This window comes from Pantoea sp. Lu_F5_004 (assembly GCF_051136245.1).
Taxonomy (GTDB): domain Bacteria; phylum Pseudomonadota; class Gammaproteobacteria; order Enterobacterales; family Enterobacteriaceae; genus Pantoea; species Pantoea agglomerans.
Genome location: NZ_CP194946.1, coordinates 3,473,224 through 3,488,107 on the forward strand (window position 1 = coordinate 3,473,224; position 14,884 = coordinate 3,488,107).

The 14,884-nt window shown below is 61.2% G+C and carries 11 protein-coding genes; 8 read left to right on the forward strand and 3 right to left on the reverse strand.

Annotated elements, in window-relative coordinates:
* Positions 1-11: 11 nt before the first annotated feature.
* Positions 12-659 carry a 2,3-diphosphoglycerate-dependent phosphoglycerate mutase GpmB gene (gene gpmB / locus ACR8BN_RS16195; RefSeq protein ID WP_010253664.1) on the reverse strand — a complete coding sequence of 216 codons (648 nt, stop codon included), beginning with the start codon at positions 657-659 and terminating at the stop codon, positions 12-14.
* A gap of 206 nt (positions 660-865) precedes the next feature.
* Here gpmB and yjjX point away from each other — a divergent pair, with 206 nt between their 5' ends.
* Positions 866-1,384, forward strand: a complete 519-nt coding sequence (yjjX, locus tag ACR8BN_RS16200) for an inosine/xanthosine triphosphatase (protein ID WP_010671697.1) — start codon at positions 866-868, stop codon at positions 1,382-1,384.
* Here yjjX and trpR read toward each other — a convergent pair whose 3' ends face one another.
* Both trpR and sltY read right to left on the reverse strand, forming a co-directional pair.
* The gene (gene trpR, locus ACR8BN_RS16205; protein WP_031594483.1) at positions 1,385-1,705 is read right to left on the reverse strand and encodes a trp operon repressor; all 321 of its coding nucleotides are present in this window, start codon (positions 1,703-1,705) and stop codon (positions 1,385-1,387) included.
* Between the two features lie 45 nt (positions 1,706-1,750).
* On the reverse strand, positions 1,751-3,670 hold the full coding sequence (sltY, locus tag ACR8BN_RS16210) for a murein transglycosylase (protein ID WP_033756501.1): 1,920 nt from the start codon (positions 3,668-3,670) through the stop codon (positions 1,751-1,753).
* Between the two features lie 269 nt (positions 3,671-3,939).
* On the opposite strand from sltY, the gene atzF reads away from it, so the two are divergent.
* From atzF to urtD, 7 genes are all read left to right on the forward strand, one after another.
* Positions 3,940-5,736: an allophanate hydrolase gene (gene atzF, locus ACR8BN_RS16215; protein WP_031594481.1), complete on the forward strand. Its 1,797-nt coding sequence runs from the start codon at positions 3,940-3,942 to the stop codon at positions 5,734-5,736.
* Between the two features lie 2 nt (positions 5,737-5,738).
* Positions 5,739-9,356: an urea carboxylase gene (uca, locus tag ACR8BN_RS16220; RefSeq protein WP_434747109.1), complete on the forward strand. Its 3,618-nt coding sequence runs from the start codon at positions 5,739-5,741 to the stop codon at positions 9,354-9,356.
* A 9-nt stretch (positions 9,357-9,365) separates the two neighbouring features.
* Complete coding sequence (locus ACR8BN_RS16225) at positions 9,366-10,067, forward strand: GntR family transcriptional regulator (protein ID WP_031593301.1); 702 nt, start codon at positions 9,366-9,368, stop codon at positions 10,065-10,067.
* A gap of 28 nt (positions 10,068-10,095) precedes the next feature.
* On the forward strand, positions 10,096-11,364 hold the full coding sequence (urtA, locus tag ACR8BN_RS16230; protein WP_031292851.1) for an urea ABC transporter substrate-binding protein: 1,269 nt from the start codon (positions 10,096-10,098) through the stop codon (positions 11,362-11,364).
* A gap of 92 nt (positions 11,365-11,456) precedes the next feature.
* Positions 11,457-13,022 carry an urea ABC transporter permease subunit UrtB gene (urtB, locus tag ACR8BN_RS16235; RefSeq protein WP_039386423.1) on the forward strand — a complete coding sequence of 522 codons (1,566 nt, stop codon included), beginning with the start codon at positions 11,457-11,459 and terminating at the stop codon, positions 13,020-13,022.
* A complete protein-coding gene (gene urtC / locus ACR8BN_RS16240; RefSeq protein ID WP_109652432.1) occupies positions 13,022-14,095 on the forward strand; it encodes an urea ABC transporter permease subunit UrtC in 1,074 nt (357 codons plus the stop codon). The genes urtB and urtC overlap by 1 nt, the downstream gene beginning before the upstream one ends.
* The gene (urtD, locus tag ACR8BN_RS16245; protein ID WP_163638379.1) at positions 14,092-14,883 is read left to right on the forward strand and encodes an urea ABC transporter ATP-binding protein UrtD; all 792 of its coding nucleotides are present in this window, start codon (positions 14,092-14,094) and stop codon (positions 14,881-14,883) included. Before urtC ends, urtD begins: the two co-directional genes overlap by 4 nt.
* Position 14,884: the final 1 nt, after the last annotated feature.

Below are 14,884 nucleotides of genomic sequence, written 5' to 3' on the forward strand. Positions count from 1 at the left end.
CCTCAGTTAAATCAGCGTTGAAGCTCGTCGAGTGCAGGCGCATCCAGATGGGAAATATCCCCCGCCGTCTCGACAATCCAGCCTTCTGCCAGCCAGGCGCTCTGCTGATAATCGACACGTGAGAGTGAGCAGTTGCGCAGACGCAGACGACGTTCCGCATAGGCGGGCAGACCGAGAATCGTGCTGACCAGCGCCCCCAGCGCCATACCGTGACTGACGAGCAGTGGACGGCTTCCGGCTGGAAGATCAAGACAGGCATTCAGCGCGGCATGCATGCGCGTCGCCATCTCAGTCATCGACTCCCCTTCAGGAATACGGCCCCCTTCGGTGCCGTTGACCAGCGTGGCACGCCACTGCTCTTCTTCCGCGGTTAAGCCATCCAGCGGACGCTTCTCCAGCACCCCCATATTCAGCTCACGCAACCGCGGATCAAGCGTTACTGAGCAGCCGCAGGCATCCGCAATAATCTCTGCAGTGCGGCGCGTACGCCCCAGATCGCTGGCAATAATGTGCGTAATGCCCAGATGTTTCACGCGCTCACCCACCTGCCAGGCTTGCTGCTCACCTTTTTCCGTCAGCGGACTGTCGGACTGACCCTGAATGCGACGCTCCGCATTCCATACCGTTTCACCGTGACGAACAAGATAGACCTGTAGCATGTTAGTTTCCGTTATACTGCGACAAAAATCGCTTTAGAGCTTACCCCATCAGGCGTCATTGTTGCAGTCAGTCTGCACACGGAGAGCGCGAAACATCCGGCGCGTACAGGAAGTACGTGAGGATTGTGAGCACTGCCCGGGTTCAGAATGACAAATCAAACAGCCCGATAGGCCAGGCGCTTAATCACCTGAGGGTTCAACCAATTATGTACCATGTTGTCGCAGCCACCACCAATCCAGCGAAAATTCATGCGATTGCTCAGGCATTCAACGACGTTTTCGGCGAGGGATCCTGCCATATTGAAGGGGTCGAGGTCGATAGCGGCGTAGCAGCACAACCGTTAACTCATCTCGAAACGCGAACTGGCGCACGTCAGCGCGTAATGAATGCCCGGCAGGTCCGGCCAGAAGCGGCGTTCTGGGTAGCGATTGAGGCGGGTATCGAAGATGACAGCGCGTTTGCCTGGATGGTGGTAGAAAATCAGAAGCAGCGCGGCGAATCGCGCTCGGCCAGTTTCACCCTGCCGCCGGTGGTGCTGGCGGGTCTGCGTGAAGGGCGGGAGCTGGGCGACGAGATGGCGCGGTTAACCGGCATCGAAAATATCAAACACCAGGGTGGCGCTATCGGGGCGTTCACAAACGGCCTGCTCAGCCGCTCCAGTGTCTATCATCAGGCACTGATTCTGGCGCTCTGCCCGTTCATCCATCCGCTTTACCAGCAGTGATCAGGCGCGTCCCAGACGCGCTTCCAGCCAGCGTTTCAGCTCCGGCGGCGCCTCTTTCAGGCTGTTCGAGCCACGGGTAATGGTCGCGATGCCAACGCCGAGCTCATTTTTCAGCTCGCGCTGGCTCATCTTGCCGTTCATTAACTCTTCGATAATCCGCAGACGGGTGCCGAACGCTTCCCGCTCGTCGGGCGTCATCATCAGTTGCATCAGTGGCAGCGCATGACCATCAGCAAAGGCCTGCTGCATCAGCACAACAAAGCGCTGCCAGCTATCTTCTGCCGGATGCGCATCGGTAGAGGGGGAATCAGAATGGGTCATGAAGAGGCTTCCGTACTCGCTAAAGAGTACGGAAGCTTAGCACAGCTAGTAACGGCGATTCCACTCAGCATCTGACAGGATCTTGTCAGGCTTGCCCATGAAGTGACGATAGTAGGCGTCGTACGCCAGCACATTCTTCACATAGCCACGCGTTTCAGAGAACGGGATGGTCTCGATAAACGCGACGGCATCAAGATTGCCTGCACTGGTTTTCTGCCAGCTTCGCACCCGGCCCGGCCCGGCATTGTAGGCCGCCGAGGCGAATATCCGGTTCTGGTTGAACTGCTGATAGACATATTCCAGATACTGGGTGCCGATCTGAATATTGGTTTCCGGATCGAGCAGCTGGCTGGTGTTGCTGTAGCCAGGGATGTTGTACATCTTCACGGTATGCGCCGCCGTGGCAGGCATAATCTGCATCAGACCGCTGGCGCCGACCGGTGAACGCGCTTTCGGATTCCAGGCGCTCTCCTGACGCGAAATCGCCATCGCATAGCTCGGCGGGATCTGCTTCACCGCGGTGTTGCGCTCATAGACGCTCTGCCACGCCAGCGGGAAACGCTCTTTCAGGCTGTCCCACATTTTGGCAGTGATGGTCGCCTGTACGCTGAGATCCCACCAGTCCTGCTCATTGGCGTAGCGCGCCAGCATCTGCTGCTGCGTGTGCGTGCGGCTGCCGATCAGGTTGCTCCACTCGCTGCGCGCCAGGTTATCCAGACCCCAGTACATCAGCTCGCGAACGCGGGCCAGCTCCGGTCCCTGCACCGTGGCACTGTCAGGCTTCGGCGCTTCATCCACCTGCAACGGGTAGTCAACGCCCAGCCGCTGCGCGGCCACCATTGGATAGAAGCCACGCGCCTGCATCAGTTTGCGCAGGATCTCTTCCGCTTCCTCTTTGCGATCTTTCTCAAACAGCAGATCGGCCTGCCAGTACTGCCACTCATCTTTCTCTTTGGCTTCCAGCGGCAGACGGGCGATCCAGGTGTTGAGGCCGCGTCGGTCATGCTGAGAGAGTGCCAGTCGTACCCGGCGTTCTACCAGCGCGGTGGACTCGCTGTTCATCACCACCGCATCGCGCCAGCGTGCCTGCTCAGACGTGAGATCGCTGCCCATCATGCGCCAGACCACAATCTCTTTCAGCGCCTGCTCATCTTCCGGTCCCATCTTCTGCGCCCGGACCAGGATCGGAATCAGGCTGCGGGCATTTTCCATGTCCTGCCGCGCCACACGCGTAAAGGCGTAAATCGTCGCCTGGCGGGTAAAGTCGGTTGGCCCGACGGCGCTGGCGAAGGTGCTGACCGTTAACGGATCCTGCTGCAGAGCCTGTATCGCGTCAGACATGGTCTGATAGTCAGTAGGCAACGTTTTCGCCAGATAGCTCACCAGGCTGTCGTTGCCTGCTTTCATCGCCAGCCGGATACGCTCCAGGATCGTAATCGGCGAAATCTGACCGGACGCCTGCCAGACCGAAAAGAGCTTATCGCAGTCCGCGGGCAGCGCCGTGCCGCGCAGCCAGATCTGCTTCGCGCCGTCAAACGCGGCCTGCTGCTGACCGGTAGCCCATTTGGCGTAATACCAGTTACAGCGTGCCTGCACCGGCTTAGGTTCGGTCGGACTGAAGTTCAGCACACCCTGCCAGTCCTGTCGGTAAGCCAGCACATTAATAAAGCGTGTGCTGAGCGAACGCGCGGGTGGCAACGTTGGATACTGGCGAATAAAGTTCTGTACCGCCAGGGTGGTCTCCTGATCGAGATCCTGTGCCAGCAGGCGATATTGCAGATAAGGATAGAGCGGATAATCCTGTAGCGTGGGCAACAGCTGATCCACGGTGGCCATCTGATTGCTGTCCCAGGCCTGTTTAATTTGTTGATAACGTTGCCGTTGTTGATCAAGCGAATCGGCCCATGCGCTGCTGGCCGTGCCGGCCATGCAGATCCCTATTATCCAGTTACGCCACTTCACCACGTAAATCTCCTCTGTTGCTGGGGCCGGCGAGTTGCCAGACAGTCTTCATGCTAACCAGGCCACCGTACTCTTGCCATGTTCTTCACAAAATTTACGCACACGAAAGGTAAACGCACCGTCATCGCTCAGCGTGCGCGCCGTAATTGTGCAAATTATCATCAGAAAATCTTATCACTGCACGCATTAAACTGTTGAATCATTGCGTTAAAAAAGTGGCACAGCCTTTGCTCTGTTGAATTCCATCTTGTATACCAGCTGGAATTCTTCGTATGACTTCAACCTTTGGCCTGACGCTTCACGCCTGGCAGCAGCGCTATCAGCAGGCGCCGCAACAGATTACTTCGCTGCTGAGCGCACACCTGGCGGCACTCGATCCTCAGGATAATGCCTGGATTTATCTGGCGACACCGGAGCAGTTAGCGGCACAGATTGAGCCCCTGCTGGCGCACTATCAGCGCGATCCCGGCTCGCTGCCGCTGTTTGGTGTTCCCTTCGCCGTCAAAGACAACATTGATGTGGCGGGCTGGCCGACCAGCGCCGCCTGCCCCGCCTTTACCTATACCGCCAGCGAAGACGCGGTAGCGGTCGCCCGGCTAAAAGCCGCCGGCGCGATAGTCATCGGCAAAACTAACCTCGATCAGTTCGCTACCGGCCTGGTGGGCACCCGCTCCCCGTTTGGCGCGGTCAGTAACACCTTTGATGCCGATTACGTCAGTGGCGGCTCCAGCTCCGGCTCCGCGTCGGTGCTGGCGCGCGGGCTGGTCGCCTTTTCACTGGGCACCGATACTGCGGGATCGGGCCGCGTTCCGGCGGGCTTTAACAATATTGTCGGACTGAAACCGACCAAGGGCTGGTTCTCTGCACGCGGCGTGGTGCCCGCCTGCCGCCTCAACGACACGATTTCCGTGTTTGCGCTGACGGCAGAAGATGCCTTTAGCGTTGCCAGCGTCATGGGTGGCTATGATGCCGGTGACGCCTATTCGCGCATTAATCCGCGCACCGCCCCGGCCAGCCTGCCCGTCCATCCCCATTTTGCTGTACCTTTGAACCCGGAGTTTTTTGATGATGCCGCCGCCGAAGCCGCCTGGGACCAGGCGCTGGAGGCGTTGCAGGCGGGTGGCGTGACGCTGCACCCCATCGACTTCACCCCGTTCCGGAAGCTGGCTGAACAGCTTTACTACGGTGCCTGGGTCGCTGAACGCACGGCGGCGGTGGGCGGGATGCTTGATCGCCCGGCGGAGATGGATCCGGTGGTACACGAGATTATCGCCAGCGGCCTGAAATACAGCGCAGTCGATGCCTATAAGGCGGAGTATCTGCGAGCCGAACTGACGCGCCAGATTCAGCAGACGCTGGCACAGTTTGACGCGCTGGTGGTGCCGACCTCGCCCACGATTCATACCCTGGAGGAGATGAAGCAGGAGCCGATTCACTACAACTCGCAGTTCGGCACCTATACCAACTTTACCAACCTTGCCGACCTCGCCGCGCTGGCGCTGCCCGCACCGTTTCGCAATGACGATCTCCCGGCAGGCATCACGCTGATTGCGCCCGCCTGGCACGATCGGGCGCTGGCTGAATTTGGCATTCGCTGGCAGCAGCAGCTCGCCCTGCCGCTGGGCGCGACCGGCCAGCCCTGCCCTGCCTGGCGTACCAGCCTGCCCGCCTCCGCCGACCATGTCCGGCTGGCGGTAGTGGGCGCGCATCTCACCGGAATGCCGCTTAATTTCCAGCTCACCGATCGCCATGCCGTCTGGGTGGAAGAGACGAAGACCGCGCCACACTATCGCCTGTTTGCCCTGCTGGAGGGCGCGATCAAAAAACCCGGCCTGATGCGTGACGAACAGGGCGCCGCTATCACCGTGGAGCTGTGGGATATCCCGCTGGCGCGCTTTGGTGAGTTTGTGGCGGAGATTCCCGCACCGCTGGGCATCGGCAGCCTGACGCTGGCGGATGGCCGGGTGGTGAAAGGCTTTATCTGCGAAGGTGCGGCGCTGAACAACGCGCTGGAGATTACTGAGACGGGCGGCTGGCGCAACTGGCTGGCATCACAGGGGAGTCACTGATTATGTTCACCACCTTACTGATTGCCAACCGCGGCGAAATTGCCTGTCGCGCCATTCGGACCCTGAAGCGCCTGGGCGTCAGAAGTGTCGCGGTCTATTCAGATGCTGACCGCAACGCGCAGCACGTTAAGCAGGCGGATATCGCTATTGCGCTGGGCGGCGATAAGGCCAGCGACAGCTATCTGCGCATCGACAAAATTCTGGCGGCGGCTCAGCAGAGCGGCGCGCAGGCTATCTGGCCGGGCTACGGTTTTCTTTCAGAAAGCCAGCCGTTTGCCGAAGCCTGCGAAGCGGCGGGCATCGCCTTTGTCGGCCCCACCGCGCAGCAGATTGGTGAGTTCGGCCTTAAACACCGTGCCCGTGAGCTGGCAGCCAGTGCGGGTGTACCGATGACGCCAGGTACACCGCTGCTTGCGTCGCTGGAGGAGGCGATGCAGGCGGCCGATAAGATCGGCTATCCGGTGATGCTGAAAAGCACGGCGGGCGGCGGCGGTATTGGCCTGACGCGCTGCGCCGACGCCGGTGCGCTCGCCAGCGCCTGGGAGAGCGTACGCCGTCTTGGCGAGCAGTTCTTCAGTGATGCGGGCGTGTTTCTGGAGCGCTGCATCGATCGCGCCCGCCACGTAGAAGTGCAGATTTTTGGTGACGGTAACGGCACTGTGGTCGCACTGGGTGAACGCGACTGCTCACTGCAGCGCCGCAATCAAAAGGTGGTGGAAGAGACGCCCGCGCCCGGTCTGTCTCCGGCGACGCGTGATGCCCTGCTCGCCTCGGCCGTGCGGCTCGGCGAGCGGGTGAACTACCGCAGCGCAGGCACCGTGGAGTATATCTACGACGTTGACCAGCAGGCCTTTTACTTTCTGGAAGTGAACACCCGCCTGCAGGTGGAGCATCCGGTCACTGAGTGCGTCACCGGACTCGATCTGGTGGAGTGCATGTTGCAGGTGGCTGCGGGCGATGCGGTTGACTGGTCACGTCTGCAGCAGTCGCCGCAGGGCGCAGCCATTGAAGTGCGGCTCTATGCGGAAGATCCACTGAAGAACTTTCAGCCCAGCCCCGGCCTGCTAACCGGCGTAACTTTCCCTGACGGCGTGCGGGTCGACAGCGGCATCGAAACCGGCAGCGAGGTCTCCAGCTTCTACGATCCGATGATCGCCAAACTGATCGTGCATGCCGACACCCGCGATGCTGCTCTGGAAAAACTTCACCATGCGCTGGATGCCACTCAGCTGCACGGTATCGCCACCAACCTCGACTATCTGCGCCAGATTACCGCCAGCGACGCGTTTCGCAGCGGCAACGTCTGGACGCGTTACCTTGACAGCGTGGTGCCTGCCTCCTCCGTGGTGGAAGTGTTGCAACCCGGTACCTTCAGTTCTGTTCAGGACTATCCTGGCCGCCTCGGCTACTGGGATATCGGCGTGCCGCCTTCCGGCCCGATGGATGACTTCGCTTTCCGGCTGGCTAACCGCATCGCCGGTAATCATGACGCGGCGGCGGGGCTGGAATTTACCCTGCAGGGGCCGACGCTGCGTTTCCATTGTGATGCCATCGTGGCGCTGACCGGTGCTGACTGCGATGCCACGCTGGAGGGCGAACCGGTCAGCTACTGGCAGCCGCTGGCGGTGAAAGCGGGACAGACTCTGGCGCTGGGACGCGCCCGGACGGGCTGCCGCAGCTATCTGGCAGTGCGTAACGGCTTCGACGTGCCGGAGTATCTTGGCAGCCGCAGCACCTTTTCGCTGGGCCAGTTTGGCGGTCACGCCGGACGCACCCTGCGGGTTGCCGATATGCTGGCGATCTCCCAGCCTGAGCGGGCAGCCTGCACCACGCCTGCCCCGGTCAGCGATCCGCAGCCGCTCGATGCGGCGCTGATTCCGCACTACGGCAGCGAGTGGCGCATCGGCGTGCTTTACGGCCCGCACGGCGCACCGGATTTCTTCACCCAGGCCGCCATCGATGCGTTTTTTGCCAGTGACTGGCAGGTGCACTACAACTCCAACCGCCTCGGCGTGCGGCTGGTCGGCCCGAAACCGACCTGGACCCGCGCCAACGGCGGCGAAGCGGGCCTGCATCCCTCCAACGTTCACGACTGTGAATATGCCATTGGCGCGGTCAATTTTACCGGCGACTTCCCGGTGATCCTGACGCACGACGGCCCAAGCCTCGGCGGCTTTGTCTGTCCGGTGACTATCGCCAAAGCCGAGCTGTGGAAAGTGGGCCAGGTTAAACCTGGCGACACCATCCGCTTCCACCCCATCACCGCAGACGATGCGCTGGCGCGGGAAAAAGCGCAGATGCATCTGATTGAGACATTGCGGCCTGAGCATCCGCCCACGTTTGCCGTGCCGTCACTGGCCGAAACTGCCCACGGCTCCGCCACGATTCTGGCCGCTCTGGAGGCCACCGCCAGCACGCCGAAAGTGGTCTATCGCCAGGCGGGCGACAAATATGTGCTGATTGAGTATGGCGACAACGTACTGGATCTGGCGCTGCGTCTGCGTGTCCATCTGCTGATGAATGCGCTGACGGCGCAGGCGGAGCCTGGCGTAGAAGAGCTGTCGCCTGGCGTGCGTTCGCTGCAGGTGCGCTACGACAGCCGTATCATTCACCAGTCCGGGCTGATGTCGCTGCTGCTGGCGCTGGAAGCGACGCTGGGCGACGTCAGCACGCTGAAAGTGCCCTCCCGCGTGGTGTGGATGCCGATGGCATTTGAAGACAGCGCCACGCTGGGTGCCGTCAGCCGCTATCAGGAGACGGTGCGTGCCAGCGCCCCCTGGCTGCCTGACAACGTGGACTTTATCCAGCGGATTAATGGCTTAAGCAGCCGCGATGAGGTGCGCGACACTCTGTTTAACGCCAGCTATCTGGTGCTGGGGCTGGGCGACGTCTACCTTGGCGCACCCTGTGCCGTTCCGATCGATCCACGTCATCGCCTGCTGAGTTCCAAATACAGTCCGGCGCGCACCTTCACCGCCGAAGGCACCGTAGGGATCGGCGGCATGTACATGTGCATCTACGGCATGGATTCGCCCGGCGGCTATCAGCTGGTGGGCCGCACGCTGCCCATCTGGAATACCTTCCTGAAAAACCCGCAGTTCGCTACCGATGCGCCGTGGCTGCTGCGCTTCTTCGATCAGGTGCGCTTCTATCCGGTGAGTGAAACCGAACTGACCCAGCTGCGCGAAGATTTCCGCGAAGGCCGCGCCAGCCTGCGTATTGAAGAGACGCAGTTTGATTTTGCCGCCCACCAGCAGTTCCTCGCCGACCACGCCGCTGAAATTGCAGCGTTCCGCCAGCGCCAGGCCGCCGCCTTTGAACAGGAAGTGCAGCTATGGGCGCAGGAGGAGCAGAACGCGCCGCCGGAGGATGAAACGCGCGCCAGCGTCAGCGAAGAGGAGGAGAACGGGCTGGCGGTGCAGGCGGATCTCAATGGCAACATCTGGAAAGTGCTGGTGCAGCCGGGCGACGAGGTCAGCGCCGGGCAGACGCTGATTATCGTAGAGGCGATGAAGATGGAGCTGGCGATAGTAGCCCCGCAGGCCGGTCGTGTGACGCGGATTGCCTGCCAGGCGGGCCGTCCGGTCAGTCCTGGCGATAACCTGCTGTGGCTGGAATAAGGAGCGGTAATGACAACGCAACCCCACTCCCCTAAAGCCCGCCCGGAAGCGCTGGCGGAACGGGTTTATCAGGCACTGAAGGACGATATCTTCGCCTTTCGCCTGATGCCCGGCGATCGCTTCAGCGAAAGCGAAATCGCCGGACGGATGGCGGTCAGCCGCACCCCGGTCCGTCAGGCGCTGTTCCGGCTGGAACGCGAAGGCTTTGTCGAAGTCTGGTTTCGCAGCGGCTGGCAGATTAAGAACTTCGATTTCGCCTGGTTCGAATCGCTGTATGACCTGCGCACCGTGCTGGAGTGCGAGGCGGTCAAACGCCTCTGCGCCCTGCCTGCGCCGCAGTGTGCCGCGCTGTTAAACGAACTGAACCAGTTCTGGTGCGAGGCGGAGCCGCTTACCGAAGGGCTGGTGGTGTCGCAGCATGACGAAGCGTTTCACATGACGCTGGTGGCAGCAGCAGGTAATCCGGAGATGGCACGCATTCACGCCGAACTCACCGAGAAGATCCGCATTATCCGCCGGCTCGACTTCACTCGTGACGATCGCATCTTTGCCACCTGGCAGGAACATGCACAGATTTTACAGGCGATTTTTCAGCAGCAGACCGCCGAGGCGCAACGCATCCTGACCGATCACATCGCCGTGAGTAAGGCGGAGGTCAGAAAGATCACGCTGCACCGCCTTCAGCAGGCCCGGCTCCAGCTCACCGAATAACACAACAACTACTCAGGGGTTTCAGATGATGAAAAGACGTTCGTTGATCAAGGCTTTCGCCCTCTCCGCCACCGTTGTCAGCATGGGGTTCGCCTGGAGTGCGCAGGCGGCTGACACCATCAAAGTGGGGATCATGCATTCGCTCTCCGGCACTATGGCGATTTCAGAAACGCCGCTGAAGGATGTGGCGCTGATGACCATCGATGAGATCAACGCCAAAGGGGGCGTGCTGGGGAAAAAGCTGGAGCCGGTGGTGGTCGATCCTGCCTCTAACTGGCCGCTGTTTGCCGAGAAGGCGCGGCAGCTGCTGACTCAGGATAAGGCGGCGGTGGTGTTTGGCTGCTGGACCTCGGTGTCGCGCAAATCGGTGCTGCCGGTATTTGAAGAGCTGAACGGCCTGCTGTTCTACCCGGTGCAGTATGAAGGGGAAGAGATGTCCCCCAACGTCTTCTATACCGGCGCTGCGCCTAACCAGCAGGCGATTCCGGCCGTGGAGTATCTCATGAGCGAAGATGGCGGCAGCGCGAAACGCTTCTTCCTGCTCGGCACCGACTATGTCTATCCGCGCACCACTAACAAGATCCTGCGCGCCTTCCTGCACAGCAAAGGCGTGGCGGATAAAGATATCGAAGAGGTCTACACGCCGTTTGGTTACAGCGACTACCAGACCATTGTCTCCAACATCAAAAAGTTTGCGGCTGGCGGCAAAACGGCAGTGGTTTCCACGATCAACGGCGACTCCAACGTGCCGTTCTACAAAGAGCTGGCGAACCAGGGGATCAAAGCCACTGACATTCCGGTGGTCGCCTTCTCGGTGGGCGAAGAGGAGCTGCGCGGCATCGACACTAAACCGCTGGTGGGTCAGTTAGCCGCCTGGAACTATTTCGAGTCGATCGATAATCCGACCAACGCGAAGTTTGTCGCCGACTACCGCGCATATGCCAAAGCACATAACCTGCCGAACGCCGCCACCGTCGTCACCAATGACCCGATGGAAGCGACCTATGTTGGCATTCATATGTGGGCGCAGGCGGTGGAAAAAGCGGGCACCACGGATGTGGACAAAGTGCGGGCGGCGATGGCCGGTCAGACCTTTAAAGCGCCGGACGGCTTTACCCTGACCATGGATCAGACCAACCATCATCTGCATAAGCCGGTCATGATTGGCGAAGTGGAAGAGAACGGCCAGTTCAGCGTGGTGTGGCAGACCGATCAGCCGGTACGTGCGCAGCCGTGGAGCCCGTACATTGCCGGTAACGACAAAAAACCCGATCACCCGGTGAAAACCGCGCAGTAATCGCGGGTTGCTGATAGATACGCAGCGTCACCCGCTGTGAAGCGGCAGCACGGCACCCGGCCGTGCTGCCCTCCCCTGACGAGGCTCCTTTTATGAATCTATGTCGCTGCTTTTTCAGCCTGCTGCTGCTGATGCCGCTGTTGGCCAGTGCCGGACCGGCGGCTGACTTTGCCGCCGCCAGCCGCAGTCAGCAGGCCACGCTGCTGCAACAGTGGGCCGCCGCACCGGACAGCCATCGCCTGCCGCTGCTGGAAGCGCTGCATGCCGAAACGGTGGTCATCGACCAGAATAAACAGCCGTTCAGCCAGCAGGGATCCACGCTGCAGCCGCTGGATGCGGTGGCGCAGCCCACGGGAAACCTGAAAAAGCTGTTTATGAACAATCGCCTGCGCGTGCTGGTTAACAATGCGCTGGCCGCCCACCAGCTTGTCAGCACTGATACGACCCTGCGTCTGCGCGCAGCGCAGCAGCTGCAAAGTGAGGGCGTTGCCGACCAGCTGCCGCTGCTGGAGCAGCGTTTTGCCGCCGAGCAGGACAGCCGGGTCCATGCCGCACTGGCGCTGGCGCTGGCGAACCTGCAACTGGCAGATGGCGAGCCGATGGTGCGTCTGCGGGCGGTGAAACTGCTGGGTGAGTCCAGCGATCCCAATACGCAGGCCAGCCTGCAACGCCTGACTCAGCCCGCGAATGAACCGGACGCCACGGTGCGGGCCGCCGCGGCGGAAAGTCTGCAACAGATTCAGAAACGGCTGATGTGGGGCGATCTGCTGGGGCAGGCCTTCAGCGGCCTGTCGCTGGGTTCCATCCTGCTGCTGGCCGCGCTGGGCCTGGCGATCACCTATGGCCTGCTTGGGGTGATCAACATGGCGCACGGTGAAATGCTGATGCTCGGCGCTTACGCCACCTGGTGGGTACAGAGCCTGTTTCAGCAGTTTGCGCCGCACTATTTAGCCTGGTATCCGCTGCTGGCACTGCCGGTCGCCTTTCTGGTTACCGCCGCCATCGGCATGGCGCTGGAACGCACGGTGATCCGCCATCTCTATGGCCGTCCGCTGGAGACGCTGCTCGCCACCTGGGGGATCAGCCTGATGTTGATCCAGCTGGTGCGGGTGCTGTTCGGGGCGCAAAACCTGGAGGTGGCGAATCCGGCGTGGCTTTCGGGTGGCTTGCAGCTGCTGCCCAATCTGGTGCTGCCGTGGAACCGCATTGCGGTGATCCTGTTTGTGGTGTTTGTGCTGGCGCTCACCTGGCTGCTGCTTAACCGGACCCGCCTTGGCATGAACGTGCGCGCCGTGACCCAGAACCGCGCCATGGCGGATTGCTGCGGCGTACCGACCGGCCGCGTCGATATGCTGGCGTTTGGACTCGGCTCGGGCATTGCCGGGCTGGGCGGCGTGGCGCTGTCGCAGCTCGGTAACGTCGGACCGGAGCTGGGCCAGGGCTACATTATCGACTCGTTCCTGGTAGTGGTGCTGGGTGGCGTCGGTCAGCTGGCGGGCACCGTGGTTGCCGCGTTCAGCCTGGGCATTCTCAACAAAGTGCTGGAGCCGCAGATTGGCGCCGTGCTGGGCAAGATCCTGATTCTGGTGATTATCGTACTGTTTATTCAGAAACGTCCGCAGGGGCTGTTTGCGGTAAAAGGAAGGGTGACTGACTGATGACGCAACCCATCACGCTTCGCGTGGCGCGCACCGCGCCGCGCCTGACCATCAGCATTGGCCTGGCAATTACCGTGGCGCTCCTGGTGATGCCGTTTCTGGCGCTGCTGCCCGCCACGCATCCGCTGGCGATCTCCACCTATACCCTGACGCTGGTCGGCAAAATCCTCTGCTACGCGGTGGTCGCGGTGGCGCTGGATCTGGTGTGGGGCTACGCCGGACTGCTGTCGCTGGGCCACGGCCTCTTTTTCGCCCTGGGTGGATATGCCATGGGCATGTATCTGATGCGCCAGGCCGCAGGCGAGGGTTTACCCGCCTTTATGTCCTTTCTCTCCTGGCGTGAACTGCCCTGGTTCTGGACCGGCACCGACTATTTCGTCTGGGCGCTCTGCCTGAGCATGCTGGTGCCGGGCCTGCTGGCGCTGATTTTTGGCTTTTTTGCCTTTCGCTCGAAGATCAAAGGCGTCTACTTCTCCATCATGACCCAGGCGCTGACCTACGCCGGGATGCTGCTGTTCTTCCGTAACGAAACCGGTTTTGGCGGCAACAATGGCTTTACCGGCTTTACCACCCTGCTCGGCTTTTCGGTGACGGCAACCACCACCCGTATCGGGCTGTTTATCGCCACGGTGCTGCTGCTGCTGCTGAGCCTGGCGATCGGCTTCGCCCTGGCGCGCAGCAAATTTGGCCGTGTGCTGACTGCGGTGCGGGATGCGGAGAACCGCCTGATGTTCTGTGGTTACGACCCGCGCGGTTTCAAGCTGTTTGTCTGGACGCTCTCCGCCGTGCTGTGCGGCCTGGCCGGGGCGCTCTATGTGCCGCAGGTCGGCATTATCAATCCGGGTGAGATGTCACCGGCCAACTCGATTGAAGCGGCGATCTGGGTGGCGCTGGGCGGACGCGGCACGCTGATTGGCCCGCTGCTGGGCGCGGCGATTGTTAACGGCGCACGCAGCTTCTTCACCGTCGCCTTTCCCGAATACTGGCTCTTTTTCCTGGGGCTGATGTTTATCCTGGTCACGCTGTTTCTGCCGCACGGCGTGATTGGCCTGTTGCGCCGGAGGAAAAAATGAGTGATGTCCTGTTTACCCAAACTCAGCTGGCGGATCGCCATCGGGTGCAGCGCGATCCGGTGCTGCAACTGGAGAAGATCAGCGTGTCGTTTGAAGGCTTCCGGGCGCTGACCGATCTTTCGCTGCAGATTGGCGTCGGGGAACTGCGCTGCGTGATCGGCCCCAACGGCGCGGGCAAAACCACGCTGATGGATGTGATCACCGGCAAAACCCGGCCCGATACCGGCCGGGTGATCTACGACCAGGACAGCGATCTGACCCGTCTCTCACCGGTGGAGATCGCCCGCGCCGGGATCGGCCGCAAGTTCCAGAAGCCCACGGTGTTTGAGGCGTTAACCGTGTTCGAAAATCTGGAGATCGCGCTCAAAGCCGATAAATCGGTCTGGGCCAGCCTGCGCGCCCGCCTCAGCGGTGAACAGCGTGATCGCATTGATGAGGTGCTGAAACTGCTGCGGCTGGGCGGCGAACGCCAGCGTCGCGCGGGCCTGCTGTCGCATGGCCAGAAGCAGTTTCTGGAGATCGGCATGCTGCTGGTGCAGGAGCCGCATCTGCTGCTGCTGGATGAACCGGCCGCGGGCATGACTGATGCCGAAACGGACTACACCGCCGAGCTGTTCCGCAGCCTGGCGGGCAAGCATTCGCTGATGGTGGTAGAGCATGACATGGGCTTTGTCGAAACCATTGCCGACCACGTGACGGTGCTGCATCAGGGTCAGGTGCTGGCCGAGGGTTCGCTGCGCGACGTGCAGGCCAATGAGCAGGTTATCGACGTTTATCTGGGGCGCTGAA

Coding starts and splice junctions, on each gene's coding strand:
- gpmB (WP_010253664.1), bottom strand. CDS start 659: ATGCTACAGGTCTATCTTGTTCGTCACGGTGAAACGGTATGGAATGCG.
- yjjX (WP_010671697.1), top strand. CDS start 866: ATGTACCATGTTGTCGCAGCCACCACCAATCCAGCGAAAATTCATGCG.
- trpR (WP_031594483.1), bottom strand. CDS start 1,705: ATGACCCATTCTGATTCCCCCTCTACCGATGCGCATCCGGCAGAAGAT.
- atzF (WP_031594481.1), top strand. CDS start 3,940: ATGACTTCAACCTTTGGCCTGACGCTTCACGCCTGGCAGCAGCGCTAT.
- uca (WP_434747109.1), top strand. CDS start 5,739: ATGTTCACCACCTTACTGATTGCCAACCGCGGCGAAATTGCCTGTCGC.
- ACR8BN_RS16225 (WP_031593301.1), top strand. CDS start 9,366: ATGACAACGCAACCCCACTCCCCTAAAGCCCGCCCGGAAGCGCTGGCG.
- urtA (WP_031292851.1), top strand. CDS start 10,096: ATGAAAAGACGTTCGTTGATCAAGGCTTTCGCCCTCTCCGCCACCGTT.
- urtB (WP_039386423.1), top strand. CDS start 11,457: ATGAATCTATGTCGCTGCTTTTTCAGCCTGCTGCTGCTGATGCCGCTG.
- urtC (WP_109652432.1), top strand. CDS start 13,022: ATGACGCAACCCATCACGCTTCGCGTGGCGCGCACCGCGCCGCGCCTG.
- urtD (WP_163638379.1), top strand. CDS start 14,092: ATGAGTGATGTCCTGTTTACCCAAACTCAGCTGGCGGATCGCCATCGG.